Source organism: Wolbachia endosymbiont (group A) of Chalcis sispes (genome assembly GCF_964026765.1).
Lineage (GTDB): Bacteria > Pseudomonadota > Alphaproteobacteria > Rickettsiales > Anaplasmataceae > Wolbachia > Wolbachia pipientis.
This window is the reverse complement of record NZ_OZ034697.1, coordinates 1,030,035-1,050,279: the sequence shown is the minus strand read 5'-3', so window position 1 is coordinate 1,050,279 and position 20,245 is coordinate 1,030,035. Positions and strand designations below refer to the sequence as shown.

Here is a 20,245-nt window from a genome sequence, read left to right as displayed (position 1 = left end):
CAGTATCTTTTGGAATTATATCCCGTATTACAAGGTTAGTCTAAACTCTCAGTTTATTTATAGTCTTGGAGGCAATTTTATGCAAGTAAATGCTATTTTGGGTGTGGATATTTCAAAAAAGAAATTTGATGTTTGTTTGTTAGTGGACAGTAAAAAACGACACAAAGTCTTTCAAAATAATCAAGATGGTTTTGCAAAACTTGTAGTTTGGTGCAATGGCCATGGAGCAAATCTTACTCATTTATGTCTTGAAGCAACTAGTTGGTATGGAGAAGATTTGGCTACTTTTATGCACGATTTAGGACATAATGTCAGTATAGTAAACCCAGCCCAAATCAAAGCTTTTGGCAAAAGTGAGCTGCTCAGAAATAAGACAGATAAATCAGATGCAGCTATGATAGCTAGATTTTGTATCGCCAACAAACCTGCTCTTTGGAAGCCCATTGCACCTGAAATGAGGCATTTGAGGGAGCTTTACCGTTGCATGCAATCGCTAAAAGATGATAAGGTGCAACAGACAAATCGCTTGGAAAACAAAAATATGCATTCCAGTTGCAAAGAAGCTATATCTAAAGTAATTTTGGCAATAGAGGAGCAAATTATTGTTCTCGAAAAAGAAATTAATGAGCATATAAATAACTATCCACATCTAAAAAATATGGTGGAAAACCTTAAGACTATAAAAGGTATAGGATATCTTACTGCTGTTGCTGTTGTCGCAGAAATGCCATCAGTTGATAACTTTGACAATGCTAAACAATTTACAGCTTTTGCTGGTCTAAATCCAGGACATTATCAATCGGTATCGTCAGTAAGTAAGAGAAGTTGCATATGCAAAATAGGATCTGAGCGTATTCGAAAAGCTCTTTATATGCCAGCTATAGTAGTCAAAAACCATAATAATCATTTTCAAAAGTTTTGTCAGCGTCTAGCAAGTAAAGGCAAATGTCCAAAAGTCATAGTTCTTGCGTTAATGCGAAAATTAATGCATGTCTTTTTTGGTATTCTTAAAAATAATCAACCATTTAATTGTAATTTTGTTGGATAATTTGTTTGACAGCAGAGACAGTATCTGGGATCCAGATTGGGCACTAAGTTGGTAAACACGAAAGCGATTAATCCTTTACAACGTTTTTGATGGAACTGCGCGAAAGAACTGGATGCCAGTGGGCTTTGTTGCATAGCAACTGAAAAAATCTGGTGGCTACTGACAAAATTCATTATAAAATAGCCATTTAACCTTGAAAGAAAAAATATGCCACAAAAAATGAGGGTCAGTAACCATAGCGAATATAACAAATTTCTAGAAAAAAGAGGAAATATTTTTCATTATATCAACGAAGCCATAGAAAAGTGGTACGAGAATGGTCCAAAAATACCAGGTGGCAACAATATTTATAGCGATAAAGTTGTAATTTTGGTGCACATAATAACTTGTTTATTTAGAATAGGCCTGAGGCAAACAGTTGGGTTTATAGCAGGATACCTTGAGCAAATTGGGAAAAATTTGCAAGTTATCAGCTATTCACAATCATCAAGAAGGTTTAAGAAACTTAATATTAAGATCAATGATTGCAGAATTGATAAAAATAATATGGAAGATATCGAAATTGCTATAGACAGTACAGGAATTAGTATATACAACAACACTCCTGGTCATAGCAAGGAAAATAGCGAAGATAGAAAGTATCGCAGCTATGAACAGACAAGAAAATTGCATGTAATGTTGAATACAAACAGCAAAAAAGCCATAGCTGTAAAATACAGTAATGGTGTCTACTCTGATCACTATGGAGCTTGTGATTTGCTAAAAGAAGTCGATTTTCAGTATGTCATAAAAGTACTATATGCAGATAGGGCATATGATAGAGAAAAGCTCTATAAGCTGTGTAATCAATATGGTATAAAAACGAAAATTCCTCCGAAAAACAACGCAGCAGAGCATCCAAAATTGGATTATATGCTTGATAGAAATGCCGCTATTCAGTTAATGAAATTACATGGTGAGAATGGTATAAAAAGATGGAAAGAAGAAGTAAATTACGGAAAAAGATCGTATATTGAAGGATTTTTCTCAAGGTTGAAGCGAATATTTGGGTTTAGTTTTAGGAGCAAATCTGAGATTAATCGTGAGAAGGAACTACTTGTTAAATGCTATTTGCTCAATAAGTTCACTGATATTGGTATGGCTAAATTTGAGATAGCTTCATAAATTTATTGTGCGTTACCTACTATCCGAAGAGCGATGCAACAAAGCCATGCCAGTGTCACGCACTGGCATCCAGTTCTTCCTATAGTTGTCTTTTCTCGTCTACCTTATTTTGCCACTCTGCTGAACAGATACATAACATTTGCTATACAGAAACTCTGCGATACCAAAATAAATAAAGAGGTACGCCACTTGCAGTGAATAAGCTTGCGATCAGCAAGGTATTCACAGAAGTTTCAAATATTACCCAGCAGCAAAAGGTTGTTGCTATACTGCCAATTAAAAATTTGTAACAACTCTTTTCTTGCACAATAACTTTGAGAAAAGCAAGACTGCATGCAAGGTAAACAAATAAAAATGAAACTACAGAAAAGTCGATAATTGATGTGATCTGCTTAGCAAAATTGTTGCTTGAAGTGAGGATTAGTAAAGTTGCAGTTCCAACTGAGCTAGTTGTTATGCCCCAGAAAGGAGAACCGTGCTTGTTTCTTTGAGCAAAAAACTGTGGCATCAGTTTATCTTTTGCAAGGCCAAGGGCCACTTGTCCACTAGCTAGTACCCAAGCGTTTAAAGTACCAACACAAAAAATGAACGCAGTTATAGAAATAATCAAGTGCCAATTGCCAGAGGCCATAATTTTTATTGCGTCAACATATGGTGCTCTTGAACTTGCTAAATCATTGCCATTTATTAATCCCATAATTGCAAGATTGTTGATAAAATACACAACAGCAACAGAGATTGTTCCAAGTACCACAGCTCTTGGTATTGTTCTAGCTGGATTATCAACTGACCCTGCAGGTGCTGTTGCCAATTCAACTCCAATAAAACCCCATAGAGTAATAAGTGTAGAACGGGCAAGAATCTGCGATGTTGTAAGATTTGATATTTCTTCACTTATGATGAAGTTATTTCTATCAAAAAAAAACAATGCTGCTATAGGTATTACAAGCAATACAGAAATTTTTATCACCGTCAATAAAAACTCAACACGTCCAGCAGTAGCTACTCCTCTAAAATTTATTAGTGTAATAATTGTAAGTAATAACATCTCTAAAAACAGATGTACGTTTTGAATATCTTCATGGAAAAATGGTGTAAGATAACCAACACCCACAACTATTACGGCTGTTGTGCTAACCCATGAGATCACCCAATACGTCCAACCAACAAAAAAAGCTGCAGCAGGGCCAAAAGCATGCTTTACATAGACGTGAGGGCCACCCGTTTCCGGAAATTTTGCGCAGAGTGAGGCAAAAACTAAAGCAAGAGATATAGCACCAAGCCCTGATATTATCCAGCTTATAAGGCTATACATGCCATATGGAGCAAGGCTAATTGGAAGCATAAAAATTCCAGAGCCAATTTGGCTGCTAATCACTAAGGCAAAAATAGCCCAAAAACCTATTTTATTTGACACAATAATTCTTATCTAAATAGATTAACAATATACCCTAAACTCAGAAATTTCAATTGATCTTTTAACATAAAAACTTGCATTTTTTTCAATTTATTCCTAAAATAGATTATATTAACAGATTATTAAGAGGGGGTTATGAATCCGAGATTAAAAGCATTTTTGGTTGTTTGTAGTATTATTGCATTTTTGATTGCACTTTTGTTTCTCGTGTATTATTTAAATCTTCTTGTTAACTATATCCTTGACCCGATTCTAGTTCGTCCCTTTGAAAGATTATACAAAAACTTAATTGTTGATGGTCTTTATGCCTATTTATCTACAAGCACTTCTAGCCCTGCACTAGCATTTTTGGCTACAGGTTTTATTGTTATTGCTGCGTTTATTTGCCTGAATAAAATGCTTCTTCCCTTGCAAGAGAAGATCATAAACAACTATACCTCCTTTAAAAACGACAATATTGATAGCAATAGCATGTTGTTTGAGGTTTATAAAGATCCAACAATAAAATTAAAGGACAAAATCTTATTCTTCAGTATACACTTGATATATTACCTACAGCTTCCATTTTTGTACATTGCATCAAAGGTATCAGCTCTACGTGAGTTTCTTATATTTAATTTTGGTTTATTATTGTTAAATTATGCACTGCTAATTCCAGTAGCACTTCTTGAGTTAATAAAATATCCATCAGTAAAACTCTTTTCACCTTTGGGTTTGAATGTAAAGCAGCTAAGCTTTTTGTTTAATGTAAGTGATGTGGGCACTGGTAGTCAAAGTGTTCATACTAGAAGTTTTGAAGAAAGCACCATTAAATGTGCTAAAGAATTAAAGGAAAAATATGGGGCACCATCAAATGAGTTAGATGAAGAGTTTAAAAGTTATATAAGCGGTTTAACAAGTCAGCAAAAACGAATGATAGAACCTTATCTAAGATTGGATGGTTATGAAACTGGGGAGTGGGTAAATTGGGTAGATTCAAAAACCGGATTGACATTGACACAGGCTATAAATTTAGTTTTAATTGCGGCAAGAAAGCAAAATTCAGACGTAGAACTATTGAAATCTATATTACTGGTTCGCTTTGATGAAAGTAACCGCCAATGTGGTCCTGGAATGCTTCTCCGCATTATTTATGCATTAAATGGCCTTGAAGCAGAAAACAACTTTGCAGCTCAACTAGAGCCTTGGCAAATAGGAGAGTTGGCTAGGTATACTACTAAAAGATTTTTTGAGAGATATGTGGATAAGCATTACTATAAGATAAAAGTTTTGAAAGAAAATTTTGATGATTTGTATTCACCAAGTTCTGAAGTGGATTTGAGCAACGTGAGTGATGAAGTAAAGGACGGCATTTCTTATACAAGAGATGCTATAAAAGAATTTGTGTTTAAGGAATTATATGTAAAGTTTTATAACGACTATGGGGAGCATATTCAGAGAGGGCAGATAAAACAAAGGTTAAGGGAGTTAATAACGGATGAAGTCGTAGACGCGGCAATATATTCTAAAATAGATGAAATAGAAATCCCTGCAGAACCACCTACTTATCTTGAAAGAGTAAAAGCATTTTTTGGAGGTCATGCAAGGTCTTCTGCTGCTTAGTGGTTTAGTTCGTGCTATATAGCTAAACTGACTTAGATTTACTGACAATTTTAAAACAACAAATTCGTCATTCCGCTACTAGTTAGCGGAATCTATACCGCGAATGAATCCATAGCTGTACGAACATTGTGATTTGAGAGCAATTTCCACAAGGGAGGGTGTCATTCCAGTGCTTGGCACTGGAATGGCTTTGTTGCATAGCAACTGAAAAAATCTGGTGGCTACTGACAAAATTCATTATAAAATAGCCATTTAACCTTGAAAGAAAAAATATGCCACAAAAAATGAGGGTCAGTAACCATAGCGAATATAACAAATTTCTAGAAAAAAGAGGAAATATTTTTCATTATATCAACGAAGCCATAGAAAAGTGGTACGAGAATGGTCCAAAAATACCAGGTGGCAACAATATTTATAGCGATAAAGTTGTAATTTTGGTGCACATAATAACTTGTTTATTTAGAATAGGCCTGAGGCAAACAGTTGGGTTTATAGCAGGATACCTTGAGCAAATTGGGAAAAATTTGCAAGTTATCAGCTATTCACAATCATCAAGAAGGTTTAAGAAACTTAATATTAAGATCAATGATTGCAGAATTGATAAAAATAATATGGAAGATATCGAAATTGCTATAGACAGTACAGGAATTAGTATATACAACAACACTCCTGGTCATAGCAAGGAAAATAGCGAAGATAGAAAGTATCGCAGCTATGAACAGACAAGAAAATTGCATGTAATGTTGAATACAAACAGCAAAAAAGCCATAGCTGTAAAATACAGTAATGGTGTCTACTCTGATCACTATGGAGCTTGTGATTTGCTAAAAGAAGTCGATTTTCAGTATGTCATAAAAGTACTATATGCAGATAGGGCATATGATAGAGAAAAGCTCTATAAGCTGTGTAATCAATATGGTATAAAAACGAAAATTCCTCCGAAAAACAACGCAGCAGAGCATCCAAAATTGGATTATATGCTTGATAGAAATGCCGCTATTCAGTTAATGAAATTACATGGTGAGAATGGTATAAAAAGATGGAAAGAAGAAGTAAATTACGGAAAAAGATCGTATATTGAAGGATTTTTCTCAAGGTTGAAGCGAATATTTGGGTTTAGTTTTAGGAGCAAATCTGAGATTAATCGTGAGAAGGAACTACTTGTTAAATGCTATTTGCTCAATAAGTTCACTGATATTGGTATGGCTAAATTTGAGATAGCTTCATAAATTTATTGTGCGTTACCTACTATCCGAAGAGCGATGCAACAAAGCCCACTGGAATCCAGCCTTTATTATGCAGCCACTTGGTTGAAATTAAGTCTTCTGGATCCCAGTGTCTAGGCACTGGGATGACACCATTTGCTGTGCAATTTACCTTCAAAAATGAATGTTCGTACAGCTATGGAATGAATCGTGGTATGACGCGTTAGCTATAGCTTTGTCTTCCCTTTTCTGAATGGCTTGCAAGCTGCTATCTCTACAAAAACTATATTTTTCTTCAGAAGAGAGTTATATTGTAACTATGGACAAAATAATCATAAAAAAATTTGGTGGGACTTCGCTAACTGATTTAAACCGAGTTGCAAATTTGATAAAAAACGATATTGAGAAAGGTTGTAATGTAATCGTTGTTGTATCTGCTGTTGCAGGATTTACTGACCAAATGGCTTTTCAGGCTAGGCAAATCTCAAATTTAAGTTGCAGACAAGAGTTATCAGAGTATGACGTTATGCTTTCAGCAGGAGAACAAATTTCTTGCGGTCTATTAGCTATCACTCTCCAATCGATCGGAGTTAATGCTAAATCGTGGCTTGCCTGGCAGTTACCAATTGTAACTGATGATTTTTATTCTGAGTCTAAAATAAAAACAATAAAGATTGAACGTGTGAAAAGATCTTTTGCTGAGGGTTATACTGCTGCGATCATTGCTGGTTTTCAGGGTATAAATGATGATAGAATCACTACTTTTGGAAGAGGAGGCTCTGATATATCAGCAGTTGCCTTCGCGGTAGCCTTTGGTGTTAGAACTTGCGAAATTTTTACTGATATTGATGGAATATATACAGCAGACCCGAGAATTGTTCCAAAGGCACGCAAGCTCAAATTTATCTCTTACGATGAAATGTTGGAAATGTCGTCATCTGGTGCTAAAATATTGCATAATCGTTCAGTACAACTTGCAATGAAACATGACATTAAAGTGCAAGTGCTATCCACTTTTAAGGAAGTAGAAGGTACCACAGTGCTACACAAAAGGGAGGTACTAGAGAGATACTTAATTACTGGAATAGCTTATAGCACTAATGAAGCTCTTGTAACTTTCACTAACCTTGCAAATAACTTGCGTACTTTAAGAGATATAGTAGGGGCAAACGTTAAAATTGATATGGTACATGGGTCAAGTTTTGTTATCTCCAAATTTGATATTGATTTAATGGAAAAGTTACTGAATAAGAATGAAAATTATGCTATAAACGATAATGTAGCTAAAATTTCAATAATTGGTATTGGTGTTATGTCTAACACTGAAGTGATGCACCGTACACTCAAGGTTTTAAGCGAAAAAAAGATAGAAATACTTGCTATCACAACATCCGAAATCAAAATCAGTATAATTGTTCAAAAAGAATACGTTGTAGCTTTGGTCAAAGATTTACATACTGAGTATGAGCTTGATATGCAACACTAGGATAGGCTCGACGTCCAGTTGTCTAAGAGTATGTCTTGAAAAGGAATGAGGAAAAAAATATGATAGTGTAAGTAAAAAATAGGAGGGAAAATTGTATCCAAGTGATATAAGTGATAAGGAATGGGAAATTTTGGAGCCACATGTTGCACAAGGAAAGATAGGGAGGCCAAGAAAGCACAATATCAGAACAATTATTAATGCAATAAGGTATATAATGAGAGGTGGTTGTCAATGGAGAATGCTGCCGAAAGATTTTCCTCCATGGAAGACGGTGTATGACTATTTTCTCAGGTGACGTAGTAATGGCAAATTGGAAAAAATACATAATATGCTAGTAAAAGAGGTAAGAAAAATGTTTGGTAAAAATGAAACACCTTCAGTAGGAATAATTGACAGTCAATCAGTAAAAACCACTCAAAAAGGGGATCCAGAGGATATGATGCTGAAAAAAAAATAAAGGGTAGAAAACGTCATATTGTTGTAGATACAGTGGGCTTAATTATTGCGGCTGATGTTCATAGTGCAAGTGTTCAAGATCGTGATGGTGCTCTAAATCTTTTCACTCAAGCTAAATACAAGGCTCCAACTTTACGTAAGTTTTTTGCTGATCAAGGATACATAGCAAAACCGCTGTTTATTGGAGACAGGATACGATTACCAAGAAAGCTGTTGATGTTACAGGATTTTTCGACAATCTGGACCACAATTTAGCACTGCAGGCTATCAAGAAGCACACAGACTGCAAATGGGTCATACTGTATGTTGAAAGGTGGATGAAATCCCCTATTCAGCAAGCAGATGGCAGTAAGGTAGTTAGGGAAAAAAGGAGTTCCGCAAGGAGGTTCAATAAGCCCAATCATTTCAAACATATTTATGCACCATGCATTTGATATATGGATGAAACAAAATCACCCAACAGTACCATTTGAAAGATATGTGGATGATGCGATAGTGCACTGCAGAACTAAAAGACAGGCAGAATTTATGCGAGCAGCAATTGAAGAAAGATTGGCACAATGTAAGCTAAAATTGCAACCTGATACCAATGCCATTCCAAAACTCCATCATTATACTGCCTTAGTATAACCTTCTCACTTCTATTGTCTATTTGTTTGTTATGTAATAGAAATTGGTATGAGATTGAAGAATTAAGTGTGAACGGTTACAGAATTTTTGCCAGGAGAAACATATAGTTAAAGTAATTCAGATTTGTAAGATATGTTTATCTGCAATTATAGCTTCAACAGTAGGCAATGTTGCTTTTAATTACCTCAACATTTTCTCTTGGCAATTCTTTAATGAACCGAGAAGTGCGCATCGGTTGCCACTGGTTGTTAATTTCCCTCCTATCTGCACATGAAATGATTAACCTTTCTTTGGCTCTGGTTATGCCAACATATGCGAGTCTCCTTTCTTCTTCTAAAGCTTTACCACTTTTGTCATCAAAAGATCTTTGATGAGGAAATAATCCCTCTTCCCAACCAGGAAGAAACACGCACGGGAATTCAAGTCCTTTGGCTGCATGAAGAGTCATAACATATACGGTGTCATCGTTATTCATATTATCCACTTCCATCACCAAACTTATGTGCTCCAAGAAAGTTGTGGCATTATCGAAATTTTTTAAAGATGAGATGAGCTCCTTGACATTTTCTATTCGTGCTAAGCCTGTTACCTCCTCATTTTCAAGCATTTCAATATACCCTGATTGGTTTGCTACGATTTTAACGAATTCATGCAGTGGTTTTACGCTTACTATTTCTTCCCAAGCTTTAATTTTATTTAAAAAATCATTTAGTGAGAGTTTAATTCTTTCGGTTACTTGATTACTATTAACTAATATTTTTGCTGCCTCAAAAAAAGAAATTTTGTTATCCTGAGCAGTCGTGTATATTTTCTTTAGAGTTGTAGCTCCTATGCTTCTTTTTGGCCGGTTTACGATCCTTTCGAAAGCTAAGTCATCGTTATTGTTTGTAACGAGTCTTAAATATGCAATTATATCCCTGACTTCCTGACGTTCGTAGAATTTTACGCCACTTATAATCTTGTAGGGAATTGAATATTTTATAAAATACTCTTCGAGAACTCTAGTTTGAAAAGTGGCCCTTACCAGCACTGCAATGTCACTAAATCTGTATTTATTGAGCTTTAATATCTGTTCGCTTATGAACCTTGCTTCAGCTTTTCCGTCCCATAATTTTATTAGATTTACCTTTTCCCCTTCAATGTTTGTTGTCCACAATTTTTTTTCTAAGCGAGTCTTATTGTGATTGATAACATATGACGCAGTTGCAAGTATGTGGGATGTTGACCTGTAGTTACACTCTAGTTTAACGGTTTTTGCATTTTTAAAATCATCAGAAAACTTCAAAATATTTTCAACTTCTGCACCACGCCAACTATATATCGACTGGTCATCATCTCCTACACAGCAAATATTTGAGTGCTCTTTTGCAAGGTATTTTAGCCAAAGATATTGTATCGCATTTGTATCTTGATATTCATCTACCATGACATATTTAAACTTGTTTTGGTAGTAGGACAGAACTTCGGTCTTTTGATTAAAGAGTTGTATGTTATATAGCAATAAGTCACCAAAATCGACAGAGTTAAGGAATCTCAACCTTTCCTGATACTGGTGATAGACTTTGAGTGCAGTTACGTACACTGGCCTAAATGATTGAATATCTTCCACTTCAGATGGCAATAAGCACTTCTCTTTCCATTGCTGAATAATATTCATAATGGTCTTACATTTTTCTGATAGGTAATCAGGGCTTATTTCATTGATAATATTTTTTATTACCTGTAATTGGTCATCCACACCAATGATTGTAAAATTGGGGTTTAAGCCCACAATTTCTGCGTGCAGGCGCAAAATTTTTGCTGCAATTGCATGGAAAGTGCCAAGCCATGGTATGTTTGTGCCCGTTAGCTCAAGTACCCTTGATACCATCTCATTTGCTGCTTTATTTGTGAATGTAACAGCTAATATTTCATCAGAATAAGCGTGACCATTTCTAATTATGTGTGCTATTCTTGAAGTAATCGTTCTTGTTTTTCCGGTTCCGGCTCCTGCCAATATTAAAACCGGTCCATCTATGTTAGTTACAGCTGATTGTTGTTCTGGATTTAGCAGTGAGAGATAATCGTTCATCGTAGCCCTATAGATTATAACTTCGTAAAGTTAAACCTATGATTGAAATATTGTAAAGGTTTTATTGAATAGAACAGTTAAAGAATGCTTCACTCAAGTACTATATATTTAAACGTAGGTTTTACATCTATTTTGTTTTAGTAGTTTCAGGTGTATGTCGAGTAACAACAACTTGATTTGAGGTATTGGCACCAGTTGTTGGGTGAATAGGTGGAGTTTGGAATGGCTTATATGTACGGTTTAGTTCCTTCATTTCTATTTCTTCAACTTCAACAAGGGGTTTTTCTTTTGGGGTATAGCGATTATGCGTTGCAGGTCGTTCAGTGAGATTTTCATATGTTTCTTTCAACCAAGTTCCGATATCATACATAAATCCATACGCTTTTTCTTTAAATTCTCTCAATGATCTACTGAAACTTGCTAGTGTGTTATTAAAGTAAATTGTCATATAGTCTCTTGTGGTGTATTGATAACTTTCTCCATCTAGTCTGCTACTTTGTGCGTTATACCAATTCTCATTACTAGTGAATCAAATAAGCGGCATTGCAGAGTTTTTTAATTGTGGAGTGAGAAAGAGAGGTAATAAATTTGCACAAAGCGCTCTCAAGCAAAGCAATTGTGTCGTAGATTTTGTTACGCAAAATGTTCTGTTTTATATATAACCAAAACCTCTCAACAGGATTGAGGTCAGGTGAGTATGGTGGTAGGTATATAATGTCGATATTTTTAGGTACTTTTAAATTTTTTGACTTATGCCAACTAGCACAATCCATGATAAGAAATGCCTCCCTTGTTCCTAAATATTGTGACATCTGCTCAAGGAATATATTCATACAATCAGTATTGACGTTTGAGCTAGAACTTTCTCCATTTCTGGGATTAACTGCACTATAGAGATAAAAATTTTGCCTACCTAGTTTTACCTTAACCTGTGTCCTAATGCCTTTTTTAAACCACCCGTGTCCAATCTTTGAATGTGTGCCAAACCGCGATTCATCGAAGAAAAATAGCTCTTTTTCAGGATACATGACAATAGTTTCATTAAGATTTTTTTTTAAATTCCTCTTGTTTACTTTTATCTTGTCCGTTATGCACTGGTCTTGGTGTGATATATGAGAATTTCATTCTTTGCATATTACGGTGTACTGTAGATTTGCTGATATTCAAACCAAACTTTTCTTGAATTCTTATTTTCATTTCTTTTATAGTAATATTGGGGTTTTCCTCTATCCACACCTCAACTTGTTCACGTTGACTTTGATTCAATATAGTTTTTCTACGGCGTTGAGGCGGAGCAAATAATTTTTCTTCTCTGCCAAATTTTAGGTCATGCAGTAAGTGCCTTTCTTGAAATGCAGCATATCTTTGCTACGGCTGTTATACTGTGCTTTTTTGCTGCAATTACAGCATTTAGTTTTTTTGCAACATATGCGTTATTTCTTACTTTCTTCAGCATTTCTTTTGCTGATTCCACCACTTTTTCATCCAATAATTTTGATCTTAATGCCATTTAAACCTCGCTACTTTACTTACTTCAGTATGGCTTTTTTTCTATTATTGTCTATCCGTTACTTGTGTAGCGGGAATTGGTATTAGAACTATTGTTGCTTTTGAAATAACCAAATATGTTGTACATTTTGAGCTACCGCTGATTATTAATATACATATATTATGCATTAATAAATTAAAGTTGTCAAGAATTTTACTACTTGCACTCTGTAAAGTTTTTGTTGTGTACTTTGAACTTTGAGAAAAATGGACGCCTAAATTTGACAATTGTGAAAATATTAGTTAAAATTATTGTATGTTAAGTATAGTAAATAGGAGAAAATATGCCTACTAATTCTGATGAGCAAAGAAAACTTTCACTTGAAGAACGGATAGTTATTACGTCTTTAACATCTGTGGAAAATTTAAGAATCCATAATGTTGAATCAGTTAAAAAAACGACTGACATAATAAGTTATTATGTTGAACAAATAAAGGAGCCCTTTGAGGAATTTATTAAGCAAATCAATGAGATACATACTTCATTTATGTGGGAACTTGATCGTCTTGATCATGATACTTTGAGAGAACACTTTAATGAAGGAGTAACAATAGATGCACTAAAAGAACATGTGCAATCTGTTGGACAATACTTAGAATGCACTTCAAAGATTTTATATAAATTTGGTAAGTTAAATGATGAAGAAAAACAACAAGGTAGTGATTTAGTAGCAGAAAAACTTAAAATAATAGAAGAGATTTCAAATCCTAAAAGCAAGCCAAACGCTTGTAGAACTTGTTGTGCTTTAAGTGGTGGTGCAATTATTGGAGCAGCTATAGCATACCTTGCAGGAGCTGCCACTTTAGCTCCTGCTATTGTTGCTGTTGCAGTATTTATTGCAGCCACTGTTGTTGGTGCACTGGTGGGTTATGGTATTGGAAAATCTTGTGAAAAGGTCAGTGAAGAAAGGCAAAAGGATCGCCATATGAGCATAGGTACTGTGATTAAGAATGTCCTTACTCCTGAGTGTTTAAAATCACAATCGCAAGTTCATCCATAAGGTAGGCATTTAGTATTGACTTTACAACGATAGTCACTTTAAATTAGTAACTATTGTTGCAGTTAAAGTATCAATGCCTTTTTTCTTTTATTTTTTTGCAATTCTTAGCATTTTATCTGCTGTATGCGTAATTAGTGTAAGAAATCCTGTGCATGCAGTATTATTTTTAATTTTCACCTTCGTTAACTCTGCAGTGCTTTTCATTCTTCTTGGAGCTGAATTCATTGCTATGATGGTACTGATAGTATACATCGGTGCAGTTGCAGTGTTATTCCTCTTTGTAGTTATGATGCTCGATATTGACTACATAAGGTTGCGCCAGGGTTTTGCAAAGCATTTCACTCTTGGTGCTATATTATGTGTTGTGTTTTTTCTAATCATCAGCTTTGTAATCCGCAGCTCAGCACCGAATATAAGCAATGTTATAAACTATAATACTAATAACGTGAAAGCTATTGGTAATTTGCTATATACTGACTATATGTATGCTTTTCATCTTTCTGGAATTTTGCTGCTTGTTGCAATTGTCGGTGCAATTGCTCTTACTTTGCAGGACAAGAAAAAAGGAGTTAAAAAACAGAATGTATTAAAGCAATTGACGCAATCTTCATCTGTAAAATTGGTTAAGGCTAAATTTGGAAAAGGAGTGGAATGGAAATAGGATTAAATCATTTTTTGATAGTTGCTGCTATTTTGTTCACTGTTGGGGTGTGCGGTATTTTCATCAACCGTAAGAGCATAATCAATATATTGTTATCAATAGAAATATTATTGTTGGCGATTAACATCAATCTAGTTGCTTTTTCTGCCTTTATGAATGATATAGTTGGGCAAATTTTTGTGATGTTTGTGTTGACTGTTGCGGCAGCAGAGTCAGGAGTTGGGCTTGCAATATTGGTTGTATATTATAGAAGCCGTGGCAATATAGATGTTGAACAAGCAAATTTAATGAAAGAATGAAAGTATGATGGATATACTGAAATTAATAGTATTTTTGCCACTTTTTGGTTCGCTATTTGCAGCACTTTTTAGAAAAAGTCAGTTAGTTACAACGGCAGGGATTGGAATATCTGCAGTTTTATCTTGGTATGTTTTTCTCACCTTCTCTGAAAATTATCACTTGAGTTTATTTCCTTTGTTTTCATTGAGCATCTTAAAAGTAAATTGGGCAATTAGTGTGGATGCTCTCTCATCCTTAATGCTTATTGTTATTACCACCGTTTCACTGGTAGTACATCTCTACTCTATCGGTTATATGGAGCATGATAAGGGGAAGTCGAGGTTTTTTTCTTACCTATCGCTATTTACGTTTTGCATGATTGTGCTGGTTGTAAGCGATAATTTCGTGCAGCTTTTTTTTGGCTGGGAAGGAGTTGGCCTGTGTTCTTATTTACTCATAGGATTTTGGTTCCAAAAATATTCTGCAAATAATGCAGCAATTAAAGCATTTGTTGTGAATAGGGTAGGAGACTTTGCACTATTGATTGGAATCTTTCTTATTTATTATACATTTAATTCTCTAGAATTTGCATATATATTTGATACAATTAATTTTCTTGGCACTCAAAACATTCGTGTGTTCTGCTGTGAATTTAAAATAATTCATATAATATGCATATTACTTTTTATTGGCTGTATGGGAAAATCCGCGCAACTTGGCCTACATGTTTGGTTACCAGATGCAATGGAAGGGCCAACTCCTGTTTCTGCACTTATTCACGCAGCAACGATGGTAACAGCAGGTATATTTTTAGTAGCAAAGTGTTCTCCATTGTTTGAGTTATCAAATGTGGCACGAGAATTAATAGTTATCGTTGGAGCACTCACTGCTTTTTTTGCAGCCACCGTTGCAATTACTCAGAACGATATAAAGAAAATAATTGCTTATTCAACCTGCAGTCAACTTGGTTATATGTTCATGGCATGTGGGCTTTCTGCTTACAATGTTGCTATTTTTCATTTAATGACCCACGCTTTTTTTAAAGCTCTACTATTTCTTGGTGCTGGCAATGTAATTCATGCAATGCATCATGAGCAAAACATTCAGAAAATGGGAAATTGCTGGAAGAAAATCCCTTGCACTTACACTCTCATGTGGATTGGGTCTCTTGCGCTTTCTGGAATATTTCCATTTGCAGGTTTTTACTCAAAGGATTTGATAATTGAACATGCTTATAGCACGGATAGCTTTGCTTTTGTAATAAGCTTAGTTGTTGCATTCTTCACAGCGTTTTACTCTTGGAGGTTATTGCTTCTTGTGTTCCACAGCCAAAAACAAAGTAAAATTAATATACATGAGGCACCAAAGATTATGCTTATACCATTACTGATACTTGCTTTTGGTTCGGTATTTTCTGGAGTGTGGGGAGCAAATATTTTGAACATAACTAGTAATGCGTTTTGGAAATCAAGTTTAGTAGTTATTGATGAGCATGGAGTTCATAATTTCTTTATAAAACTACTGCCAACCTTAGCAAGCCTAAGTGGAATAGCACTTGCGTACCTAATTTACCAATATCAAGTAATTAGGCAAATTAAGAGTAAATTTTTACTTAAGTTTTTGCAGAATAAATGGTACTTTGATGAGGTGTATGAGTTTGTTATCATTGCACCGATAAGGTTTATATCTAGGCTTCTATGGAAGTTTGATGTTAAGGCTATTGATTCATTTGGGCCAAATGGTATTGTAAGGTTGGTTAATGAATGTTCAAAAAGTTCTATAAAGTTACAAACTGGTTATATATTTGATTATGCATTTATTATGTTTGTTACTTTAATAATCGGTGCTTTATATATTATTGGAATTAAATAGAAGGTGTTGTTACTTAGTATATTCTTGCTTCCACTGATAGGAGCGTTGATTTTATCCTTAATCAGGATTAATCATCAATCTATACACTTAAGATTCCTTGCTCTATTTTTTGCTGTACTTCCATTTTTGCTTAGCATTGTAGCTTGTATAGAATTTGATTATAACGATGCGGACTTTCAGTTTGTCAGCTACCCAATTAGAAATGTTGGAATAGGGATAGATGGTATATCGTTGCTTTTCCTTCTGCTTACAACTTTCTTGTTTGTAATTTGTATACTCTACAACTGCAAAATGAGTTATACAACCCTTAGGCCATATATGGCATTATTTCTACTGCTTGAGAGTTTTGTAGTCGGTTTTTTCGTTTCACTGAATGCTATAAGCTTTTATGTGTTTTTTGAAGCTGTTTTAATACCAATGTTCTTTATTATTGGCATTTGGGGAGGAAAACACAGGGTATATGCAACGTTTAAGTTGTTTCTTTATACATTAACTGGCTCATTATTATTTTTACTTGGATTGGTGTACATCTATAGCACTTTTGGGACGTTTAATATACAAAAATTAGCTACATTAGTGCCAAACCTTGATCTTGAAGTGCAGTCATTGCTGTGGATTGCATTTTTTATTTCTTTTGCAATAAAAGTACCGATGTTTCCATTTCACACTTGGCTTCCTGATGCGCATGTGCAATCACCAACTTCTGGATCTGTGATTTTAGCTGGCTTGCTTATTAAAATGGGGGGATATGGATTTTTAAGGTTTTCTATTCCAATGCTTCCTCAGGCAAGTTTGTATTTTTCAAATTTCGTTGTTGTGCTGAGCATTATTGCGGTGATATATGCTTCGCTAGTTGCGTTTGCTCAAGATGATATAAAGAAGTTAATAGCTTATTCTTCAATAGCACATATGGGGATCGTTACTGCTGGCCTCTTTTCATTTTGTGAGGAAGGAATACTCGGCGCTATATTTCAAATGATTAGTCATGGCCTTATTTCTGCTGCTTTATTTTTATGTGTTGGAATGCTATATACTCGAACTGGAACTTTGGAGATTGCAAAGTATTTTGGCATAGTAAACACAATGCCAAAATTTGGTTTTATGTTCATTTTATTTTCAATGGCTTCAATAGGGCTACCTGGAACATCTGGGTTCGCAGGTGAGTTTTTGGCTATGGTTGGGATGTTTAAGAGCATAGGGTTTTTTACAGGATTTATCGCACTTGGCACTATTTTAAGCGCAGTTTATATGCTGAATTTATGTAAGCAAATAATATGGGGGGTTAGCTATTCTAAATTATTAAATAACCGTTTGGATAGCATAGAATTTTCTGTCTTAATTCTGCTTGCAGTGTTTGTTATTTTGCTTGGATTTTACCCAACCCTTGCACTGAATTATTTGAAGCCATGTATGGCAAATTTGTTAGTCAAATATAATGCGCTATGAATTATATACAGATATTGCCGGAAACGTTCTCTATTATCTCCTCGTTCGTGTTGCTGCTGCTTGGGATTATATTTAACCGCCGAACTATCAACTTATTAGCACTTGGCTGCACAGTGGTAACTTTGATTATTTTAATTCTTTCGGCAGAAAACAATGAAATTTTTCTCTTTAATTCGTTGTTAAAACTCAATTTATACATCAGGTCAGCCCAAGGGTTAATTCTCAGCACAGGAATTTTAATACTTTTGATGCTGAATTTATCAAAATATGACTATAAGTATGAATTTTCAATGCTGATTCTTTTTGCGCTATTTGGCATGATAACTTTGGTTTCAGCAAATAGTCTGATTTCTTTTTATTTAGCTTTTGAGTTGATGAGTATATCTTTGTATGTTCTTGCGAGCTTTAATAAAGATTCGATTTATTCATGTGAAGCAGGAGTGAAATATTTTACACTCAGTGCATTATCTTCCTGCATTATGCTGTATGGTATGTCATTGCTTTATGGATATACAGGACAAGTCAATTTCTCTGAGCTCGGTTCATTCTTGCAAAACCATCAGATAACTTATGGAATAGTTTTTGGGTTAGTCTTTGTCCTAATTGGTTTGTGTTTCAAGCTTGCTATTGCTCCTTTTCATATGTGGGCTCCAGATGTCTATCAAGGTGCACCTACCATAGTAACTGCGTTTTTTTCTACGGCCCCAAAAGCTGCACTTGTAACATTTTTAATTCGATTGATGAATGAAGAGTTAGTAAATGTAAAAAGTTATGTTCAGCCTATTTTCTTATACGTTTCAGCATTGTCTGTGCTTATCTCAGCTTTTGGGGCTTTGCGTCAGCAAAACTTAAAAAGGCTGCTTGCTTACAGTTCAATTGGTCACATTGGTTTTATATTTGCTTCACTTTCTATTTTTACACAAGCAGGAACAGATAGTGCCTTAATGTATCTGGTGATATATATCATCACAAGCATAGGGCTATTCTCATATCTCGTACAAATTGACGATGACGATTGTGATATTGCAAACTTGTCTGGTATAGGGAAGAAACGCCCAATTGTAGCATTTCATCTTTCTGTGCTGTTACTCTCGATGTCGGGAATACCTCCACTTGCGGGTTTTATCGCTAAATTTTTTATATTCAAAAGTTTAATAAATTCTGGCTTTATCACCCTGTCTTTGATCCTTGTAATGGCAAGTGTTATATCGTGTTACTATTATCTAAATATTATAAAAGCTATGTATTTCGATAAAGCTAGTGGTAATAAGGTTACTTATTCTAAGGGTCTATTCATTATCACTTCGGTGGCTTCACTGATTAACCTCGTTCTTTTCTTGTACGTTTTACTCACTCATTGAACTAAAGGGCTGACAAGGTGATCCCTGAGGGTTTTCATATTCATCATTACAAAGAAGTTTTAAGCACTAATGGAAAAGCACTGGACTTAATTAACAGAGGAATATCAAATGAAACTGTTATTATTGCCGATAAACAAACAGAAGGCAGGGGGCGCACCGGAAAAAGTTGGGTTTCTCCAGAAGGTAATTTCTATGCGAGTTTGGTGATAAACCTCTTTAACGATTATCTGAATGAAAGCCAGCTTTCGGTGTCATTCCAGTGCGTGACGCTGGAATCTAGGAATCAAGAAGCATGGATCCCAGTGTCAAGCACTGGGATGACATCGGATGGTACTGGGATAACAGTAGGCTTAACGAGTCAAGTTAAAGACATCAGCAAATTAACAGAATTGACTTTTGTGACTGCTCTTGTTGTAGGAAATACTTTACTGTCATTTATGGATGATAGTAACATTCAATATAAATGGCCAAATGATGTCCTAGTTGATAGTAAAAAAATCAGTGGAATATTGCTTGAAAAAAGATCCAATTCGAATTGGCTTATTGTAGGAATTGGAATTAATGTCAATCATGCACCACTTGCAGGAACAACGTGCATTAGCAATTACGGTGAATCTGTGTCTAACATGGATCTGTTAAAGGAATTAATAATAAATTTTAATAAGCTAAGAAAGCAATGGCTATTTGACGGGTTTTATGCTATAAGAGAAATGTGGTTAAAAAAAGCATTCAAAATGAATGAGCAAATCAGTGTAAAGTTAGCTGACAAATTGTATGAAGGAATTTTTGCTGATATAGATGAAAGTGGTAAATTGGTGTTGCAGCAAAAGGATGGAAGCTTAATTTATTTTGATGCAGGTGAGTTATTTATTGGCAGTGCATTATGAATACGTATGTAATTTTTGCTTACCTTATTAGTTTTACGTTGATTACCGGAGAACTGATTTTTACCATTTCTTGCTATATTAAAAGTAAAAAAATTCTAGAAAGCCTGAAAG

At 34.9% G+C, this 20,245-nt stretch carries 19 protein-coding genes and 1 pseudogene; 16 read left to right on the top strand and 4 right to left on the bottom strand.

What is annotated here, in order from left to right:
• The first annotated feature begins 79 nt into the window (after nt 1-79).
• Entirely contained in the window at nt 80-1,048 is a 969-nt protein-coding gene (locus tag AAGD72_RS05310) for an IS110 family transposase (protein WP_341814736.1), read from the top strand.
• Nucleotides 1,049-1,255: 207 nt separating this feature from the next.
• Nucleotides 1,256-2,212 (top strand): IS5 family transposase, encoded by a 957-nt coding sequence (locus AAGD72_RS05305; RefSeq protein ID WP_341814569.1) that lies wholly within the window; start codon nt 1,256-1,258, stop codon nt 2,210-2,212.
• A gap of 142 nt (nt 2,213-2,354) precedes the next feature.
• Here AAGD72_RS05305 and AAGD72_RS05300 read toward each other — a convergent pair whose 3' ends face one another.
• The gene (locus tag AAGD72_RS05300; RefSeq protein ID WP_010082345.1) at nt 2,355-3,629 is read right to left on the bottom strand and encodes an APC family permease; all 1,275 of its coding nucleotides are present in this window, start codon (nt 3,627-3,629) and stop codon (nt 2,355-2,357) included.
• 135 nt (nt 3,630-3,764) lie between these two features.
• Here AAGD72_RS05300 and AAGD72_RS05295 point away from each other — a divergent pair, with 135 nt between their 5' ends.
• The 7 genes from AAGD72_RS05295 to AAGD72_RS05265 all read left to right on the top strand — a co-directional run bounded on the left by AAGD72_RS05295 (nt 3,765) and on the right by AAGD72_RS05265 (nt 9,008).
• On the top strand, nt 3,765-5,231 hold the full coding sequence (locus tag AAGD72_RS05295) for a hypothetical protein (RefSeq protein ID WP_341814735.1): 1,467 nt from the start codon (nt 3,765-3,767) through the stop codon (nt 5,229-5,231).
• A 272-nt stretch (nt 5,232-5,503) separates the two neighbouring features.
• Nucleotides 5,504-6,460, top strand: coding sequence for an IS5 family transposase (locus AAGD72_RS05290; RefSeq protein ID WP_341814569.1), 957 nt, complete (start codon nt 5,504-5,506; stop codon nt 6,458-6,460).
• A 77-nt stretch (nt 6,461-6,537) separates the two neighbouring features.
• Nucleotides 6,538-6,663: a hypothetical protein gene (locus AAGD72_RS05280; RefSeq protein WP_256469399.1), complete on the top strand. Its 126-nt coding sequence runs from the start codon at nt 6,538-6,540 to the stop codon at nt 6,661-6,663.
• A gap of 92 nt (nt 6,664-6,755) precedes the next feature.
• Nucleotides 6,756-7,922: an aspartate kinase gene (locus AAGD72_RS05275; protein ID WP_341814734.1), complete on the top strand. Its 1,167-nt coding sequence runs from the start codon at nt 6,756-6,758 to the stop codon at nt 7,920-7,922.
• Nucleotides 7,923-8,013: 91 nt separating this feature from the next.
• Nucleotides 8,014-8,217 (top strand): IS5 family transposase, encoded by a 204-nt coding sequence (locus tag AAGD72_RS05270; RefSeq protein ID WP_007549940.1) that lies wholly within the window; start codon nt 8,014-8,016, stop codon nt 8,215-8,217.
• Nucleotides 8,218-8,375: 158 nt separating this feature from the next.
• A complete protein-coding gene (locus tag AAGD72_RS06440) occupies nt 8,376-8,633 on the top strand; it encodes a transposase (protein WP_138264905.1) in 258 nt (85 codons plus the stop codon).
• Between the two features lie 162 nt (nt 8,634-8,795).
• Nucleotides 8,796-9,008 carry a hypothetical protein gene (locus AAGD72_RS05265; protein WP_065094389.1) on the top strand — a complete coding sequence of 71 codons (213 nt, stop codon included), beginning with the start codon at nt 8,796-8,798 and terminating at the stop codon, nt 9,006-9,008.
• Nucleotides 9,009-9,162: 154 nt separating this feature from the next.
• Here the strand turns inward: AAGD72_RS05265 and AAGD72_RS05260 are convergent, their stop codons facing one another.
• From AAGD72_RS05260 to AAGD72_RS05250, 3 genes and pseudogenes are all read right to left on the bottom strand, one after another.
• Nucleotides 9,163-11,079: an ATP-dependent helicase gene (locus AAGD72_RS05260; RefSeq protein ID WP_155969319.1), complete on the bottom strand. Its 1,917-nt coding sequence runs from the start codon at nt 11,077-11,079 to the stop codon at nt 9,163-9,165.
• 127 nt (nt 11,080-11,206) lie between these two features.
• On the bottom strand, nt 11,207-11,527 hold the full coding sequence (locus AAGD72_RS05255) for a hypothetical protein (protein WP_341814733.1): 321 nt from the start codon (nt 11,525-11,527) through the stop codon (nt 11,207-11,209).
• Between the two features lie 73 nt (nt 11,528-11,600).
• Nucleotides 11,601-12,589 (bottom strand): annotated as a pseudogene (locus AAGD72_RS05250) (IS630 family transposase).
• A gap of 322 nt (nt 12,590-12,911) precedes the next feature.
• Here AAGD72_RS05250 and AAGD72_RS05245 point away from each other — a divergent pair.
• The 7 genes from AAGD72_RS05245 to AAGD72_RS05215 all read left to right on the top strand — a co-directional run bounded on the left by AAGD72_RS05245 (nt 12,912) and on the right by AAGD72_RS05215 (nt 20,134).
• Entirely contained in the window at nt 12,912-13,628 is a 717-nt protein-coding gene (locus AAGD72_RS05245) for a hypothetical protein (protein ID WP_174515685.1), read from the top strand.
• A 73-nt stretch (nt 13,629-13,701) separates the two neighbouring features.
• Nucleotides 13,702-14,289: an NADH-quinone oxidoreductase subunit J gene (locus tag AAGD72_RS05240; protein ID WP_265026509.1), complete on the top strand. Its 588-nt coding sequence runs from the start codon at nt 13,702-13,704 to the stop codon at nt 14,287-14,289.
• The gene (nuoK, locus tag AAGD72_RS05235; protein WP_010962953.1) at nt 14,280-14,588 is read left to right on the top strand and encodes an NADH-quinone oxidoreductase subunit NuoK; all 309 of its coding nucleotides are present in this window, start codon (nt 14,280-14,282) and stop codon (nt 14,586-14,588) included. Before AAGD72_RS05240 ends, nuoK begins: the two co-directional genes overlap by 10 nt.
• A gap of 4 nt (nt 14,589-14,592) precedes the next feature.
• A complete protein-coding gene (nuoL, locus tag AAGD72_RS05230; protein WP_341814732.1) occupies nt 14,593-16,440 on the top strand; it encodes an NADH-quinone oxidoreductase subunit L in 1,848 nt (615 codons plus the stop codon).
• Between the two features lie 3 nt (nt 16,441-16,443).
• Nucleotides 16,444-17,886 carry an NADH-quinone oxidoreductase subunit M gene (locus AAGD72_RS05225; RefSeq protein WP_341814731.1) on the top strand — a complete coding sequence of 481 codons (1,443 nt, stop codon included), beginning with the start codon at nt 16,444-16,446 and terminating at the stop codon, nt 17,884-17,886.
• Nucleotides 17,883-19,247, top strand: coding sequence for an NADH-quinone oxidoreductase subunit N (locus tag AAGD72_RS05220; RefSeq protein WP_341814730.1), 1,365 nt, complete (start codon nt 17,883-17,885; stop codon nt 19,245-19,247). The genes AAGD72_RS05225 and AAGD72_RS05220 overlap by 4 nt, the downstream gene beginning before the upstream one ends.
• 17 nt (nt 19,248-19,264) lie before the next feature.
• Nucleotides 19,265-20,134, top strand: a complete 870-nt coding sequence (locus tag AAGD72_RS05215) for a biotin--[acetyl-CoA-carboxylase] ligase (RefSeq protein ID WP_341814729.1) — start codon at nt 19,265-19,267, stop codon at nt 20,132-20,134.
• The last annotated feature ends 111 nt before the right edge of the window (nt 20,135-20,245 follow it).